The following is a 15,655-nucleotide window of genomic DNA, read 5'->3' as shown; positions in this document are numbered from 1 at the left end:
AAATTATGTTATAAGAGATTTGCATTAACAGGTTTTTTAAATAAAAAACCTTGAAAATGTTTACATCCCATAGATAATAGTTTCTCATATTGCTCTTGTGTTTCTACACCTTCTGCAACGACATTTAAATTAAATTTATTTCCTATTGATAATATTGTTTCTACAATAATTGAATCATTCAAATTATTTGGCAAATCTTTTATAAAGGATTTATCAATTTTTAATTCATTGATTGATAATTGTTTTAAATAAGCCAAAGATGAATAACCTGTACCAAAATCATCAATTGATAGATTTATTCCTAAATTATTTAATTGTTTTATTTTATCCAAAATTTCTTGGGTATTTTTTATCAATAAATTTTCTGTTAATTCTAACTTTATTTTATTTGGTTCAATTTCATATTTTTCTATTTGTGATTTTAAAAAATTATAAAAAGATTTTTCTTGAAATTGTTTATAACTTATATTTATAGATATTTTCCAATCTTTTTTTATAGGGTCATTTTGCCATTGTTTTAGTTGTATTAATACTTCTTCGAAAACTAGTTCACCTAAAGGTACAATCAAATTTGTTTCATCAGCAAGTGAAATAAATTTTTCAGGGAATAGTAAACCTTTTTTTGCATCTTTCCATCTAACTAAAGCTTCAACACTAACTATTTTATTTTGATTATTTTCATATGAAATTTGAGGTTGATAATGTATTATCATCTCTTTATTTTCTATTGCATTTCTTAATTTTTGAGTTAAATCAGCTTTTTGTTCTATTATTTGTTGTAACTTTGGATTAAAATAACTAAATCTATCTCTTCCTTTTTCTTTTGAATTGTACATAGCTGTATCAGCAAATTTCATCAATTCATCTATACTGTAAGAGTCATTTCTAAATAAAACAATTCCAACACTAGCAGATAATCTAAAATCAAAATCATGAATAAGATATGGTTTTCTAATCTCTTTGAGAAGTTTAGTAGAAATCTCATTTATATAATTTACAACTAAATTTTCATCATTATTAGGAAACTTCATAGCAACAATAAATTCATCTCCTCCTAATCTAGCTACAATATCATTCTCTCTTAAAATACTTTTAATTCTTTTTGTTGTTTCTATTAGAACAATATCTCCAATATTATGTCCTTTAGTATCATTTATGATTTTGAAATAGTCTAAATCAATAAACAAAAGTGCACCATAAGAGTTTAATCTTTTTATCTCTTTTATCATTTGAATAAGTAATTCTCTTAACAATAGTCTATTAGGAATACCTGTTAAACTATCATAATAAGCTAATTGTGAAATCTCTTTTTCTAACTCTTTTTGTTTAGTTATATCTATTCCTATTTGTACTTTGACTTTTCTTCCATCTGACCATTCTATTATTTTATCAGTAAACAAATAATGTTTATGATTTATAGAGTTTTTATTCTCCCACTCATAAGTTGTTCCAATAGGAATATCAATCAAATTTATTTTTTGTTGTTGAAGTGGACAGAAAGGACAAGGACTTTTTAAATCTTTTTCCAAAACCTCATAACAAGTTTTACCAATAATTTCTCCAAATTCTTCTTTTGATTTTTTATTTGCGTAAATTATTTTATAGTTTGATAAATCAATAACATAAATTAAAGCACCAGTACTTTCTATAATAGTTTCCATTTCATTGAACATGTTATGCCCTTTTTCTTATCTCCCTAGCTTTAACGTCATTTTTACCATTAAACTCTTTTTCATTTGCATTATTTACGACAAGTTTTGCTATTTCATCTGTTATTTTTGCCACATCATGTGTTTGTCCTGCTACCATCGCATTTTGTTGAGTTTGTTGATCCAATTGGGTTACAGCATCATTTATTTGTTCTATTCCTAATAATTGCTCTTTTGACGCATTTTGAATATCACCTATTAACTCTATTGTATGCTGAATATTTTCATTTAGTAATATGTAACCTTTTATCATATCATCTGCTATTTGTTTTCCATGGTTTGCTTTTGAAGTTGCATTTTCTACTATTGTTTTTATCTCTTTTGCAGCTTCTGCACTTCTAGATGCTAGGTTTCTCACTTCTGCTGCAACTACTGCAAATCCTTTTCCTGCTTCTCCTGCCGTTGCTGCTTCCACAGCAGCATTAAGTGAAAGAATATTTGTTTGAAATGCTATTTGATCAATTACACTTATTGCTTGATTGATTAGGTTTACTTGATTATTTATTTCATCCATCGCGTTTGTTGTTTGATTTGCTAACTCTTCACCATCATTTGCAGATTTTGTTACTTCATTAGATAGTTTTGCCATTTTTGCAATATTTTCTGTATTATTTCTAACATTTGAAGTAATCTCTTCGATTGCAGCAGCTGTTTCTTCCAAGCTTACTGCTGCTTCATTTGAACTTTGGTTTAATTTGTCTACATTTATAAGCAATATATCTGAACTTGCATCTAAAGTTAATCCATTTGTTTTATTATCAATTAACATTTGAGTAATAGAATCTTGTAAAGTATTTATTCCTACTACTAACCTTTCAAATACTCCACCTTTTTCATCATTTTGATGCATTTTTAAAACTTTTCTATAATCAAGTTTCGAGTACTCTTCTAAGATTTTATCTACTTCTTCAAATCTATTTTTTGTGCTTTCAATCATTTCATTTACATTATTTCTAAACTCTTCTAAAGAGGCATTTGAAGTTGATTTTTCTATAAATTGACCATACCAACCATTATTTACTCTAGTCATTACAACTTTTGCATCTTCTATTAGTGCACTATCTTGATTTATAGTTTTTTCGATTTGTTTAATATTATCATTAACAAATTTTGCCATTTCACCAAATTCATCTTTAGAAGTATCATCTAATAAAGAGATTTCTTTTGAACTTCTATTTAGATATGAAAAGAATGATATTAATCCTTTTTTAAAATTATCTAAAGATTGAATGATTATTTTAGATATAAATAATGAAATTAAAATAAAAAAGATAATTGAACAAACAATAATTGAAGTTAAAATTGTATTGAATAAATTTTTTGCTTCTTGTTTTAATTCTAAAGCACTTTTATTTATTTCATTGATTTTATCTTCTAATAAAATACCAACATCAACCATTTTTTTTATGATTGATTTAACTTCTTGTGATTCTGATTGATTATTTTTAAAATCATTTATCAATTTATTTGAAAATAGGTCAAAATTGGCAATATATTCTTTTGAATAAGTAACTATTTCATCGCATAGAATTTTATTTTGTTCCATTGTAACTTGCTCTTTTAAATTTAATACATTATCTATCAATACTTTAAAGTTATCCCTAACTTTTTGTGCATTCTCAATATTTGGAGCTCTTAAAAATTGATATACAGAGATTCGTCCTCTTAGTAATTGTTGAATAAATTCTTCTGTTTCTAAAGATATTTTACTTCTAGAGTTTTCCAAGTTGCTAAAATGATTATATGCAATACCTGAAATTAACATAATCAAAATAAACATGACTGGGAAAATAAATAACTTTTTTTTGGTGTTGATTCTTTTTAACATTTTGTACCCTTCAATTTAAATTATTCCTAATGAAATTGTAATATTAGAATGTAAGTTAACTCATAGTGAAATCTGAGGAATCAGAGGAAAAATTAAAAATTAATATTAAAAAGAGTTTTAAGAAAGTGAAAAGAGAAAGCCTAAAAGCTTTCCCACTCATTATCATTAGATTTAGAAGAAGTTATATTTGTCTCTTTTTTTGTTGCTGTTACTTTTTTCTTCTCTACTTCATGTATTTGTCTATTATTTGTTCCTACGTTTATATCTTTCGCTTTTACTTCATTTTTACCTTCAAACTCTTTTGAATCTGCATCACTTACTATTAGTTTTGATATCTCATCTGTTATCAATGCTACATCATGTGTTTGACTTGCTATCATTGCATTTTGTTGTGTTTGTCTATCTAATAATGTTACTGCATCATTTATTTGTTCAATTCCTAGCAATTGTTCTTTACTTGCGTTTTGTATATCACTTATCAAGCTTATTGTTTGAGAGATATTTTGATTTAACTCTTTATATCCTTCTATCATATTTGTTGCGATACTTTTTCCTTGATTTGCTTTACTTGTTGCGTTTTCTACTATTGTTTTTATTTCTCTTGCTGCTTCTGCACTTCTTGATGCTAGGTTTCGCACTTCTCCTGCAACTACTGCAAATCCTTTCCCTGCTTCACCTGCTGTTGCTGCTTCAACTGCAGCATTTAAAGAAAGGATATTTGTTTGGAATGCTATATTATCTATTACACCTATTGCTTCATTTATTAAATTAACTTGATTATTTATTTCATCCATAGCAACTGTTGTTTCATTTGCTAATTTTTCACCTTGGTTAGCTGAAGCTGTTACTTCACTTGACAGTTTTGCCATTTGTGCTATATTTTGTGTATTATTTCTTACATTTGAAGTTACTTCTTCTAATGCTGCTGCAGTTTCTTCTAAAGATGCTGCTGCTTCATTCGAGCTTAGGTTTAATTTATCTACATTTGAAAGCAACACATTTGAGCTTTTATCTAATGTTAATCCATTAGCTTTATTCTCTTTTAGCATTTCAGCTATAGAATCACCCAAAGTATTTACACCATTTGCTAGTTTTAACAAATGTTCTTTTAAATCTTTTTTATCTATTTTATTTAGGTAGTTATAGTTAGAGTATTGTTCTAATATTTTTAATACACTATCTATATTATTTTCTAGATTAGAAGCCATTTTATTTAAAACTTCTTTTAACTGCATTAATGCTGGGTTTGAAACATTTAGGTTTAATCTTTGGCACAAGTCTCCTTGTTCAAATTCACTTAATACTGATATTGTTTCATCTATTAATTTTCTATCTTCTTCAATACCTTTTTGTGTTTTTACAATATTCTCATTTACTACTTTTGCCATTTCTCCAAACTCATCTTTTGAGTTTAGGTTTATCAATTCTACTTTTGAAGTTTCTCTATTTAAGTATCCAAAGAAGCTAAATAGTCCTTGTTGTAAATCTTTAAGTGAATTAACGATTGAGTTTGTAATAAAGAAAGCAACAAATATTGAAAGCAAGATAACAAGAGAAATAATAGTTATAAGTAAAATTTTTGCACTTGAGTATATTTCATCTCCTTGTTTACTAGCATTTTTCCCACCTTCTACATTTAGGTTTACTAATTTTAATAGTATTGAAGAAAAGTTATCATAAACAACACCACTTTCTCTGATTAGTTTTATTGCTTCATCTGTTCTATTTTCTCTTGATACAGCTATTAAATTCTCATCCATTTTCAAATATTTATTAAACTCTTTTTGGAAATCTTCATACATAGCTTTTTCATTATCTGAAGAGATTAATTTCTCATATATTTCAAAATCTTTTTTTATAACATCCAACAACTCTTTCATCTTTTGTTCATTACTTCTCATCTCTTCATCTGTTTTTGATAAAATATGATCATATTCTACAATCCTAAAATCTGACGTTGCTGTATTTATTTTATTTGTTATTACTATACTTGGCATCCAATTATCTGCCATTATTGTTGATTGTTCATTTACTGTTGACATCTTTTGTGTTGATACTACACCTAGAACAATAACTAACATTACTATTATTCCAAATCCTGCAAATAACTTCTTTGATACTTTCATATCTTCTCCTAAATAAATAATCTAATTCTAATATTAAAATGTAAGTAAACTAATAGTAAAATCTGAGGAATCAGAGGGAAATAAAAATGGAATATAAAATTTTATTAGTAGAAGATGATGATAATAGTGCTTTGTTAATCAGAGATTTTTTACAAGAATTTGACTTTAATGTCGATATTGTGAACACAGTTACTGATGCTATTTCTAGCATAAATTTTAATAAATACTCTATTATATTATTAGATATAAACTTACCAGATTTTAATGGTTTTGAAGTATTAAAATTTGTAAATAAAAATAAAAAGAATATTCCTATTTTAGTTTTAAGTGCTTATTCAGATAAAAATACAAAACTTCAAGCTTTTAAATTGGGTGCAAGTGATTATATGGTTAAACCAATTGATCCTGAAGAGTTAGAAGCTCGAATTTGGGTTCAACTAAAAAATAGTTCCAATTTTATATCAAATACTACAAAAAAATCATCATTTGAAATAAATGATAATGTAATTTCATTTAATGAAGAACCTCTAAAATTGACAAAAACAGAGTTTGAGATTTTGTCTTTTTTAATAAAACATAAAAATCAAATAGTAAAAAGAGAAAACTTATTAGACTTTTTATCTTCGATTATTCAAAGTGATAGAAGTTTAGACTATCACATTAAAAATATTAGAATAAAACTAGCAGACAATGCATCAAATCCCAAATATCTTCTAACAGAGTATGGAGTAGGGTATAAGTTAGTTTTTTAGAAGATAAATAAATTAGATTTGATTTATCTTTTCAAACTCTTTTATTATCTCTTCTATTGGTTCTATTCCTACTGAAATTCTTAAAAGTTCTATTGGAAGATTTATCTGTTTTAAAAACTCTTTGCCATTTTCACTTGAGATTAAATCATAGTGTGCAAGATAAGTATATGGCATCAGAAGTGTAAATTCAGTTCCCAAACTTGGACCTTTTGGAAAGTTTAAACTATCATAAACTTTTTGAAAATCTTTTTTAAATGTGATTGAGATAATTCCACATAAACTATTATCATCAATCATAAGTTTTTTGTAATTATCTTTATAATCTGGACTTAAACAATAAAAAACTTTGTCTATAAATGGAGCATTTTCTAAATAAAAAGCTAATTGTTTTGTATTTTGACTTATTTTTTTAACTCTTTTTTCATAATCTTTTATTTGAAAAGCAATTCTTTGAATATCTTTTATATACGGTTCATCAGCATGTTTGAAAAATTCATAAGAGATATGTGAAATTTTTGAATTTTGATTCAAAATGACTGCACCCATTAAAACATCAGCATTTCCACAGGCAAATTTTGTCAAAGATTCTACATAAATATCAGCATATGGATTTAAATCAAGGTTATATGGAGTTGCAAAAGTAGAATCAATAACTAAAGGAATATTATAAGTATCACAAAGAGTTTTCAGTTTTTCTAAATCAACAGTTTGTACTAATGGATTTGTAGGAATTTCTGTAACTATTGCAGATACACTTAAACCATCTTTTTTTAAAAACTCTTCAAGTAAATCTAATTTTGTAATATCATAGAAAATTTTACTCTCTTCAAAATAGTGATTTACTATATTCATAGTATCAAGATATAACCAACCTAGTTGTACTAAAACAGTTCTTCCATTTCTCGCTTGGATATTTTTGATTCCTTTTAAAACGCAATACATTGCATTCATTCCAGATGGATTTAAACATATATTTTTTTCTGGTTGTTTATATGCTTTTGATAGACTCGAAACTAGAATTTCTTTCGCTTTTGATTCACTTTCTAGTTCTTCTTCGTGAAGTTTTGAAATAACTCCAACTTTATATAAATAATCTTGTGCCAATCTCGAAGATAAGTTATATCCAAGATGTTGAATAAACTTTAAAACCTTTTGATATTGTCTTCCTTTTAAAACTTTTATAACTCCAAAAGGTTCATCAAATTCAAATTTATTATGTATAAAATATCTGCAACTTACAGCTTTTACAGCTTTTTGTGAACTTAAAAGGATTAATTCATAGTTGTCACAAACTTCGTACTTTTCTTTTAAATAATTAGCTAAAAGTTTTAAATAAGGATGAATGATAAATCTAGGATATGCCGTTGTGATTTTTTCTAAAATTTCAGGCGTTTGTTCTTCATAATCAATCACATCTTGTAAGTTTGGCATACTAACCGAAACTGCGTGAATATTGTTTAAAGGTAAAGTTTGCCCACAAGGAATGGGATTAAAAATTGTTTTATTCATCTTATCTTACTGCTTGTTCTATATCTTTTATTAAATCTTGTACATTTTCTAAACCAATAGAAAATCTAACTGTACTATCACTTATTCCAATAGCTTTTAACTCTTCTTTTGAAAAACTTGCATGAGAAATTTTTGCAGGAATTTCAACTCTACTATCAGGGCTTCCAAAAGAGCATTTTTCACCAAAAAGTTTTGTTTTTTCTATGAACTTTTCTGCTAATTCAACACTTTTAAAATCTACACAAAAAACTCCAGGAATAAATGCCATTTGTTTTTTTGCTAACTCATATTGTGGATGGCTTGGAAGTGCAGGGTGCGTAACTTTTATTATATATTCTTGTTTTTCTAAAAATTTTGCAATTTCTATAGAGTTTTCTTGATGTTCTTTCATTCTAACTTTTAGTGTTGGAATACCAAGGCTTATTAAAAATACATCAAATGGATTTTGACTTCTTCCTAAAGCATTTGCATAATAGTGAATTTGTTGACTTAACTCTTTTGTTTTAGCAACTATTGCTCCTGCAACTACGCTACCGTGACCACTTATATATTTTGTAGTAGAAAATAGTGAAAAATCAGCTCCAAGTTCAAGTGGTTTTTGGCTTATAAAAGTTGCAAGTGAATTATCAACAGCAAATAAAGAGTTATATTTATGTGATATTGTTGCAATTTTTTCTAAATCAATGATTTTTAATCCAGGATTTGTAGGACTTTCACATAAAACTAAGTCTATATTATGAGTTTTTAAAATATGTTCAACCATATCTTCATCACAAAAATTTGCAAAATGAACTTGAATATTATACTTTTCTTTAAAAACTTTAAGAAGTCTAAATGTTCCACCATAACAATCAGCTTCTACTAAAACAGAAGCATTTGCTTTTAGAACAGTTTCAAATAGAAGTGAAACAGCTGCAATTCCTGTATGTGTACAAACGCAACCAGCACCTTTTTCAACATAAGTAAAAAGATTTTCTAAAGTTTCTCTTGTAGGATTGTCACTTCTTGTATAATCATAGATTTTTTCACCTTTTTGTTTTTTTAAATCAAAAGTTCCAGTATTATAGATAGGAAAATGTGATGCTCCATAAACATCCTCAAAAGGTGCAAATTTTGAAATATGGCTCAATGTTGTTTCTATTTGTTCACTCATAATAATCCTAATTTTTTTGGCAATTGTACCAAAAACCAATTAATGAAATGCCTAAAATTCTTAATTTTATTTAATATTAAAAAATGGTATAACTATAAATATAAATTTATTTTTCAGGAGAGTTAAGTAATGATAAAATATATATTATTAACTATTCTTATAGTTTTTTTTCAAGGTTGTGCGACTTGGACAGGAATAAAACAAGATAGTAACAAAGCTTGGGAAACTACAAAAGATACTTCAAGTGATGTTTATCATTCTGTAAAAAAATCGATTCACGAAGCAACTGAATGATAAAAAATATTTTTTTATTTTTTATCATTTTTTCTAGCTATTTATATGCAAATAGTGAAAAAGATTCTATCTTTGAAGTAAAAGAGTTTTTGATAAAAACTTCAAATTATTTAAAGGAACAGATAAACATAAAAAAAATCTCTTTTGATGAAGAAAAATTTTTTGAAGACTTTTCAGTTATTGGAACAAAAGATATAACTAGATACACTCCAAAACTTTCTACTTTTAAAAAAGTTGATAATTTGTTATCGCCTATGGGAGCTTATGATAGTTTGATTATTGAAGTTGATTCTTCAAAAAATTTGATGAAAGTAAACGCAAAATATGATAAAAAAATTAAAAATCTAAAAACATATAAAGTTTCAACAGCAAAAAAAGATATTAAAAAACCTTTAGGAGTTGGACAGATAACTTCAATCACACTAAACCTGTTTGGTATCCAACTGTTGATACAATAGAAAGTTTCAAAAAAAGAGGTATTGATTTACCAAAAGTTGTAAAAGCAGGTGATAAATTAAACTATATGGGAAGCGCAAAAATAAATTTAACTCATAAAGTTGATGGAAAAGAGACTTTTAGAATACATGGAACAATCAATGAAAAAACAATTGGAAGTTATGAATCAAGTGGTTGTATAAGAATGAAAAATAGTGAAGTTGTTGAACTCGTGGGGTTATTAAACGAGTTCATAGATTTTAAGAGTATGGATGATATAAAAGTTGTATTAAAGTAGCTCTTTTAATTTATCTAAAGGTACGGCTTTGCTAAATAAATAACCTTGTCCATAGTCGCAGTTATGTTTTTTTAACCATTCATATTGTTCTGATGTTTCTATACCTTCTGCAATTACTTGAATTCCCAATTTCTTAGAAAAAGATATCATAGAATCAACTAAAACTTGTTGTTTCAAATCATTATTTAGATTACTTATAAAAGATTTGTCAATTTTTAATTTATTTAAAGATAATTTGTGTAGATAAGAAAAAGATGAATATCCTGTACCAAAATCATCTAAAGCAATTGAAATTCCTTGTGATTTCATTTTTTCAATTATTTTTGAAGTTCTATCAAGATTTTCTATAAATATACCTTCTGTTATTTCAATTTCAATAAAATTTATTAAACCACTATGTAAAATACTTTTTAAGATAGAATCCAAAAATTTTTTATCTGAAAGTGTTTTTGCAGATATATTTAAAGCAATTATAAAAGTAGGGTGACCACAAGAGTGCAAATCTTTTAAATAATCTAAGCTTTTATTTACAACCCATTCATCAATTTCTTTTATTAAGTTACTCTCTTCGGCAATAGGAATGAAAATACTAGGTGATATATTTTCTCCATTATTATTCCATCTAAGAAGTGCTTCTGCACTATTTGTTTTTTCTGTATGAAAGTTCTTTTTTGCTTGTAAACATAACTCTAATTTATTATTTTTTAGTGCTTCTTTTAAATCTTTTTCTAATAATAGTTTTGTTTGAAATTTTGATTCTAACTCTTTATTATAGTAGATAACTTTATTTTTTCCATTCTCTTTTGATTTATACATTGCAAGATCTACTTTTCTTAGTAAATTTTGTAAAGAAGAGTCGTCACTATTATCATTAGGATAAAAAACTACACCAATACTTGCACTTACATCAAACTCTTTACCTTCTATGACAATTGGTTTAGAAAAAATATCTTTTAGTTTTTCTATAATAGAATTTTCATCACCTATTTTTTCTAAATTTTCCAACAATATGATAAATTCATCACCACCAAGTCTGGCTAATGTATCCTTTTTTTGTAAAATAGAAGAGAGTTTTGTTGATAAATCTATTAAAAATTTATCTCCCATTACATGTCCCATTGTGTCATTTATTTTTTTGAAATCATCTAAATCAATAAAAATTAAAGCTAATAAATTTTTATTTTTTTCAACTTGATTTATAGAAGAATCAATTTTAGATAAAATTTCATTTCTATTTAAAAGTCCTGTTAAACTGTCATGAGTTGCTAAATATTCAAGCATTTGCTGATTTAAAAATTTTTCAGAAATATCTGTAAATATACTTACATAATAGATGGTTTTTTTAACATATAACTTCATAATTGTTAAAAATTCAGTTATATTTTTACCATCTTTTCTTTTATTAATAATTTCACCTTGCCAAATTCCTTTTGAGTGAATATCTTTCCACATTTTTTTGTAAAATTCTCTATTTTGTTTTTTAGAGTTTAAAATAAAAGGCGTTTTTCCTATCGTTTCTTCCTTTGAAAATCCAGTGATATTAACAAATGCATCATTGACATTTAAAATAGTTTTTCTTGCATCAGTTATTATTATTCCTTCTTTTGAATTTTCAAAGATTTTTGCAAAAATTTGAATATCTTTTGTTCTTTTTATTATTTCATCTTCAAGTTTTTCTATATAAGAAGTGTGTGAACGAATCATTGGAAAAATTATAAAAATTGCTTCTAAAATTAAAGTTAAGATTGTTCCTATATAAATATATGATTCTCTATTTTTTAAATTTTTTACAATATCTTGATTTTCTTTTTCAAACATAAAAACTGCATCATGTAAAGGTTTTAGTAATTCAAAACTAAATTCAGTGATTTTTTTTGAATCATCAAAATTTGGTTTATTTATAAAATCTTCAACTAATCTAAAAAAAAGTTCTACTTGTTCATCTAAGCCATTTTGTTTAAAATAAAAATCATCTAAATCTGTAGAAGTTAAATTGTTTTTTATAAAATCATAATCATTTTTCATAGATTCAAGCAAAAATACTAATCTTTTTATGTCAGATTGATGTTCTATTATCAAATGTGTTTGTAAAGCAATTTTTTGAGAAAACATTCTTTGTTTTCCACTTAAATTTATAAGTTTTCCATAAATTTCTTGAGAAGATATAAGTGTATGCATAGTGAAAAATGCAAAAGTTGACCAAATTATCAAAATTGATAAAGCTATGATATAGCTAGTCGTTAAGGAAATTTTTTTTAAAAGCATTTTTTTTCCTTGTTAGAGCCTTTCTATAATTATATGATAATAAATATAAGTTTTCTAGAATTAATTGCTATTGATATAGTATAATTCCAATAAAAAAAGGATTTTTTTGAATAAATTAGTATTAAAACTTGAAAATATAGGAAATTTTAGTTTATATTGCCCATTTACAAATGAGAAATTAGATAATGACAATAATTCTTTTGAAATATATGAAGGTGCTGGAAATTATCTTTTTTCTATGTGTGAAGATTGTATGTTTTTTGATGCAGGAAATAATAGTGAAATTGAAAAGTACTGGAAAAATTCTGCATTTGAAGCAATAGAAAAGTTTGTAGAAAATCATAAAGACGATAACATTTTGGTAATTGAAGTTTTATATAAAGATGAAAAATATTTCTTTGGATTTATAAATGAAGATAATTCAAACTTAAATGATTTAGAGATTGAAAAAAAGTTTATTAAAAGAATTTGATAAAATAAAAATATATTTAGTAAAGAGGGGAAAAGTATGTTAAAAAAATCATTTATAGGTATATCATTGGTGGCAAATTGTTTATTTGCAAATGAAATACAAGTTTTTTCTGCAAAAACACTAGATTTGAAATTGTCTAAAAATACTCAAACAAAAGAAATTTTTTGTGGAACAACAGAAGAATTTAGTAAAAAATATAATGAAATTTTTAGAAGCAAATTGATGGGAGAAACATTTAATTTTACTCTAGATGCAACAACTGAAATTGCAAAAGCTTCTGCTGGGACATTTAGCAATAGTGCTGGAAATTTAGATGGAGGTTTGGTTACTGCTGGTTTAGGAATATTAACAGCGGTTGGTATAGGAGCTTATAATAAAGCTGTTGAAGATAATGAATATATCTATTTAGTTATGGCTGAAAATGAAGATAAAAAAGCTACATTAATTGGTTCATTAGTCGTTTCAAATGATAAAATAACTAGTGATGAAGTAAAACAAATTGCTTCAGATGATCAAAAAAAGTTATTTAAGTAGAAGAGGAAAATATTCATGAAAAAAATTATAAATATAGTAAGTATATCTTTGATAACAATGTTATTTACAGCTTGTGCACCAAATGAAATACCAATGAAAGCATATCCAAATAAGAACACTAATAAAGTTGATTATATTTCATTTGATGGTAGTGTTGAAACAAGTTCAGGAGATGAAATCATTGAAGTTCAAAATATAGCTTTAATGATTAATAAAGCAGCTCAAACTTTTGATAAAGAGGGAATAAAATATTTTTATTTGACAAAAACTGCAGGGGTTCCTCCAATGATTAATAACTTTGAAAATCTTGTAAATTATTGTTATCCAGAATATTATAAAAAATCTTCTTTAGAAGATAAATGCAATTTAACTCCTACTGTAAATAATAGTAATGTAAAAATAGGATTTGTTGGTTTAGAAGAATCAGCTTTAACTTATGATAAGTTTGTTTGGTCGGTTAAAGATGTATTAAATGATAAGAATATTCAAAAAGTAATTTCAGAAGCTTTAAAAGAATATGATGTAAATGAAATAATATTTAAAGAGAAATAACCAATATAAATACCTATAAATAACTGAATAAGGACTAAAGATAAATATATCTGTAATTATCACAACTCAAAATTTACGAGAAACTTTATACTCAAGATGTTTTGTAAGTATTTGTAATCAAATTTTAAAACCTGATATACTAATTTTAGTTAATGATGGAAAAATATTTACTAAAATAGATATAAAAAGAATTGATTATTATTTTAAAAATATAAATTATATTATTTTAAATAATAAATATGAAAAAGGTCTTGCAGGTAGCTTAAATACAGGACTTTTTTATTTATCTAAAGTCAATTTTATTGGTTATGTATCAATATTAGATGATGATGATACTTGGGATACTGAACATTTAAAAGTTAATTATGATATAGCAATTCAAAATAATAACGCAGATGTAGTTATATCAGGTTTGAGAATGATTAAAAAAGGTATTGTCTCTAAAAGAAAAATTCCTACAAATTTACTTTCTTCTGATTTTTTAGTTGGAAATCCTGGATGGCAAGGTTCTAATACTTTTGTTTCTTTTGAAATTTTGAAAAAAGTTAAAGGGTTTAGAAATGGATTATTAAGTACAAATGATAGAGATTTAGCTTTTAGAATTTTAAGTATTCCTGGACTTAATGTTGCATATACTAACAAATGGACTTCTACTTGGTTTCATGAATCAGATCCAAATTCATTATCAATTCCTCGTTCTTATCCTAAAATATTGGGACTTCAATGGTTTTGGTATATTTATAAAGAATTTTTTAATAAGGAACTTGAAAAAGCTTTTTTTGAAAGAGCAGATAAATGTTTTGGAATAAAAGAAATAGAAATAAAAAATATTAAATATATACCTATAAATAAAACATTAGTAGGAGATTTTAGTGTCTAATAGTTTTAATAATCCTACTAGATATTCAGAAAAAAAGATTTTAATAGGAAAATTAAAATATAAATTTTTTTCTCTTTTTAGATTTTTAAGAATACAAAAATTTATAACTAAATATTGGGGACCACAATATACAAGAAGTAGAGAATATATAGAAATAGATATTACATATCATTGTAATTTATATTGTAATAATTGTAATCGTTCTTCTGCTCAGGCTCCCGAAAAACTTCATATAAAAGTTGAAAAAATAATAAATTTTGTTGATGAATCAATTAATCTTAATAAATTTTGGAAACGTATTCGAATATTAGGTGGAGAGCCTACATTACATCCAGATTTTTTTACAATAATAAATGAATTATTAAGATATAAAAATTTTTACCAAAAAGTTATAATAGAGGTTGTAACAAATGGAAATGGGAAAAAAGTAAATAATATAATAAGTCAAATACCAAAAGAGATATGGGTTGAAAATTCAAATAAAGAAAGCATAATACAACCAGAGTTTGGACCATTTAATTTAGCTCCAATTGATGAAAAGAAAAATATATTTGTTGATTATTCAAATGGTTGTGCTATTATGAAAGATTGTGGTATGGGGTTAACTCCTATGGGATATTATCCATGTGCTATTGCAGGAGGAATTGATAGGATAATTAAAAAAAATATAGGTTATAAGACTTTACCTGATAATTCAGATAATATGTTAGATTTAGCTAGAGAGTTTTGTCAATATTGTGGAAGATTTAGAGATGGTCACTATATTCCTAAAAATATAAGAAAACCTATCTTAGAACAAGAAACTTCAGAAACTTGGAAATTGTTTTATAGTAATTGGAAAAAATAGA

15 protein-coding genes are annotated in these 15,655 nt (G+C 25.4%); 9 read left to right on the top strand and 6 right to left on the bottom strand.

Annotation, left to right across the window (positions count from 1 at the left end; translation table 11 throughout):
- Nucleotides 1-8: 8 nt before the first annotated feature.
- The 3 genes from B0175_RS10700 to B0175_RS10690 all read right to left on the bottom strand — a co-directional run bounded on the left by B0175_RS10700 (nucleotide 9) and on the right by B0175_RS10690 (nucleotide 5,663).
- Entirely contained in the window at nucleotides 9-1,673 is a 1,665-nt protein-coding gene (locus B0175_RS10700) for a sensor domain-containing protein (protein ID WP_108528538.1), read from the bottom strand.
- Nucleotide 1,674: 1 nt separating this feature from the next.
- Complete coding sequence (locus B0175_RS10695) at nucleotides 1,675-3,537, bottom strand: methyl-accepting chemotaxis protein (protein ID WP_108528537.1); 1,863 nt, start codon at nucleotides 3,535-3,537, stop codon at nucleotides 1,675-1,677.
- A 140-nt stretch (nucleotides 3,538-3,677) separates the two neighbouring features.
- Nucleotides 3,678-5,663: a HAMP domain-containing methyl-accepting chemotaxis protein gene (locus B0175_RS10690; RefSeq protein ID WP_108528536.1), complete on the bottom strand. Its 1,986-nt coding sequence runs from the start codon at nucleotides 5,661-5,663 to the stop codon at nucleotides 3,678-3,680.
- Between the two features lie 86 nt (nucleotides 5,664-5,749).
- Between B0175_RS10690 and B0175_RS10685 the strand changes: the two genes are divergently transcribed.
- Nucleotides 5,750-6,415, top strand: a complete 666-nt coding sequence (locus B0175_RS10685) for a response regulator transcription factor (RefSeq protein WP_108528535.1) — start codon at nucleotides 5,750-5,752, stop codon at nucleotides 6,413-6,415.
- Nucleotides 6,416-6,427: 12 nt separating this feature from the next.
- Here the strand turns inward: B0175_RS10685 and B0175_RS10680 are convergent, their stop codons facing one another.
- Both B0175_RS10680 and B0175_RS10675 read right to left on the bottom strand, forming a co-directional pair.
- Complete coding sequence (locus B0175_RS10680) at nucleotides 6,428-7,924, bottom strand: PLP-dependent transferase (RefSeq protein WP_108528534.1); 1,497 nt, start codon at nucleotides 7,922-7,924, stop codon at nucleotides 6,428-6,430.
- A gap of 1 nt (nucleotide 7,925) precedes the next feature.
- Nucleotides 7,926-9,077, bottom strand: a complete 1,152-nt coding sequence (locus tag B0175_RS10675) for a trans-sulfuration enzyme family protein (RefSeq protein ID WP_108528533.1) — start codon at nucleotides 9,075-9,077, stop codon at nucleotides 7,926-7,928.
- Between the two features lie 129 nt (nucleotides 9,078-9,206).
- On the opposite strand from B0175_RS10675, the gene B0175_RS11290 reads away from it, so the two are divergent.
- From B0175_RS11290 to B0175_RS11280, 3 genes are read left to right on the top strand one after another with little or no spacing between them, the layout of a single operon-like run.
- On the top strand, nucleotides 9,207-9,371 hold the full coding sequence (locus tag B0175_RS11290) for a hypothetical protein (RefSeq protein WP_210004366.1): 165 nt from the start codon (nucleotides 9,207-9,209) through the stop codon (nucleotides 9,369-9,371).
- Nucleotides 9,368-9,829 (top strand): hypothetical protein, encoded by a 462-nt coding sequence (locus tag B0175_RS11285; protein ID WP_210004352.1) that lies wholly within the window; start codon nucleotides 9,368-9,370, stop codon nucleotides 9,827-9,829. Before B0175_RS11290 ends, B0175_RS11285 begins: the two co-directional genes overlap by 4 nt.
- Nucleotides 9,826-10,104: a L,D-transpeptidase family protein gene (locus B0175_RS11280; RefSeq protein ID WP_323581841.1), complete on the top strand. Its 279-nt coding sequence runs from the start codon at nucleotides 9,826-9,828 to the stop codon at nucleotides 10,102-10,104. Before B0175_RS11285 ends, B0175_RS11280 begins: the two co-directional genes overlap by 4 nt.
- Here B0175_RS11280 and B0175_RS10665 read toward each other — a convergent pair.
- On the bottom strand, nucleotides 10,096-12,369 hold the full coding sequence (locus B0175_RS10665; RefSeq protein ID WP_108528532.1) for an EAL domain-containing protein: 2,274 nt from the start codon (nucleotides 12,367-12,369) through the stop codon (nucleotides 10,096-10,098). The two genes, B0175_RS11280 and B0175_RS10665, sit on opposite strands and share 9 nt — an antisense overlap.
- Before the next feature lie 106 nt (nucleotides 12,370-12,475).
- Between B0175_RS10665 and B0175_RS10660 the strand changes: the two genes are divergently transcribed.
- Genes B0175_RS10660 through B0175_RS10640 form a run of 5 tightly spaced genes read left to right on the top strand, consistent with a single transcriptional unit; the run spans nucleotide 12,476 to nucleotide 15,654 of the window.
- On the top strand, nucleotides 12,476-12,841 hold the full coding sequence (locus B0175_RS10660; protein ID WP_108528531.1) for a hypothetical protein: 366 nt from the start codon (nucleotides 12,476-12,478) through the stop codon (nucleotides 12,839-12,841).
- Nucleotides 12,842-12,877: 36 nt separating this feature from the next.
- A complete protein-coding gene (locus tag B0175_RS10655) occupies nucleotides 12,878-13,375 on the top strand; it encodes a hypothetical protein (protein ID WP_108528530.1) in 498 nt (165 codons plus the stop codon).
- A 15-nt stretch (nucleotides 13,376-13,390) separates the two neighbouring features.
- The gene (locus B0175_RS10650) at nucleotides 13,391-13,927 is read left to right on the top strand and encodes a hypothetical protein (protein WP_108528529.1); all 537 of its coding nucleotides are present in this window, start codon (nucleotides 13,391-13,393) and stop codon (nucleotides 13,925-13,927) included.
- A gap of 40 nt (nucleotides 13,928-13,967) precedes the next feature.
- Nucleotides 13,968-14,807 carry a glycosyltransferase family 2 protein gene (locus B0175_RS10645; RefSeq protein ID WP_108528528.1) on the top strand — a complete coding sequence of 280 codons (840 nt, stop codon included), beginning with the start codon at nucleotides 13,968-13,970 and terminating at the stop codon, nucleotides 14,805-14,807.
- Nucleotides 14,800-15,654 carry a radical SAM protein gene (locus tag B0175_RS10640; protein ID WP_210004347.1) on the top strand — a complete coding sequence of 285 codons (855 nt, stop codon included), beginning with the start codon at nucleotides 14,800-14,802 and terminating at the stop codon, nucleotides 15,652-15,654. Before B0175_RS10645 ends, B0175_RS10640 begins: the two co-directional genes overlap by 8 nt.
- Nucleotide 15,655 lies beyond the last annotated feature (1 nt).

This window comes from Arcobacter lacus (assembly GCF_003063295.1).
Lineage (GTDB): Bacteria > Campylobacterota > Campylobacteria > Campylobacterales > Arcobacteraceae > Aliarcobacter > Aliarcobacter lacus.
The sequence above is the reverse complement of the archived record's forward strand: the minus strand, read 5'-3'. Positions and strand labels throughout refer to the sequence as shown.

Bases quoted from the DNA above. Each gene is read 5' to 3' on its own strand.
- B0175_RS10650 (WP_108528529.1), top strand. From the start codon at position 13,391: ATGAAAAAAATTATAAATATAGTAAGTATATCTTTGATAACAATGTTA.
- B0175_RS10690 (WP_108528536.1), bottom strand. From the start codon at position 5,663: ATGAAAGTATCAAAGAAGTTATTTGCAGGATTTGGAATAATAGTAATG.
- B0175_RS10700 (WP_108528538.1), bottom strand. From the start codon at position 1,673: ATGTTCAATGAAATGGAAACTATTATAGAAAGTACTGGTGCTTTAATT.
- B0175_RS10680 (WP_108528534.1), bottom strand. From the start codon at position 7,924: ATGAATAAAACAATTTTTAATCCCATTCCTTGTGGGCAAACTTTACCT.
- B0175_RS10695 (WP_108528537.1), bottom strand. From the start codon at position 3,537: ATGTTAAAAAGAATCAACACCAAAAAAAAGTTATTTATTTTCCCAGTC.
- B0175_RS10655 (WP_108528530.1), top strand. From the start codon at position 12,878: ATGTTAAAAAAATCATTTATAGGTATATCATTGGTGGCAAATTGTTTA.
- B0175_RS11290 (WP_210004366.1), top strand. From the start codon at position 9,207: ATGATAAAATATATATTATTAACTATTCTTATAGTTTTTTTTCAAGGT.
- B0175_RS10665 (WP_108528532.1), bottom strand. From the start codon at position 12,369: ATGCTTTTAAAAAAAATTTCCTTAACGACTAGCTATATCATAGCTTTA.
- B0175_RS10675 (WP_108528533.1), bottom strand. From the start codon at position 9,077: ATGAGTGAACAAATAGAAACAACATTGAGCCATATTTCAAAATTTGCA.
- B0175_RS11285 (WP_210004352.1), top strand. From the start codon at position 9,368: ATGATAAAAAATATTTTTTTATTTTTTATCATTTTTTCTAGCTATTTA.
- B0175_RS10685 (WP_108528535.1), top strand. From the start codon at position 5,750: ATGGAATATAAAATTTTATTAGTAGAAGATGATGATAATAGTGCTTTG.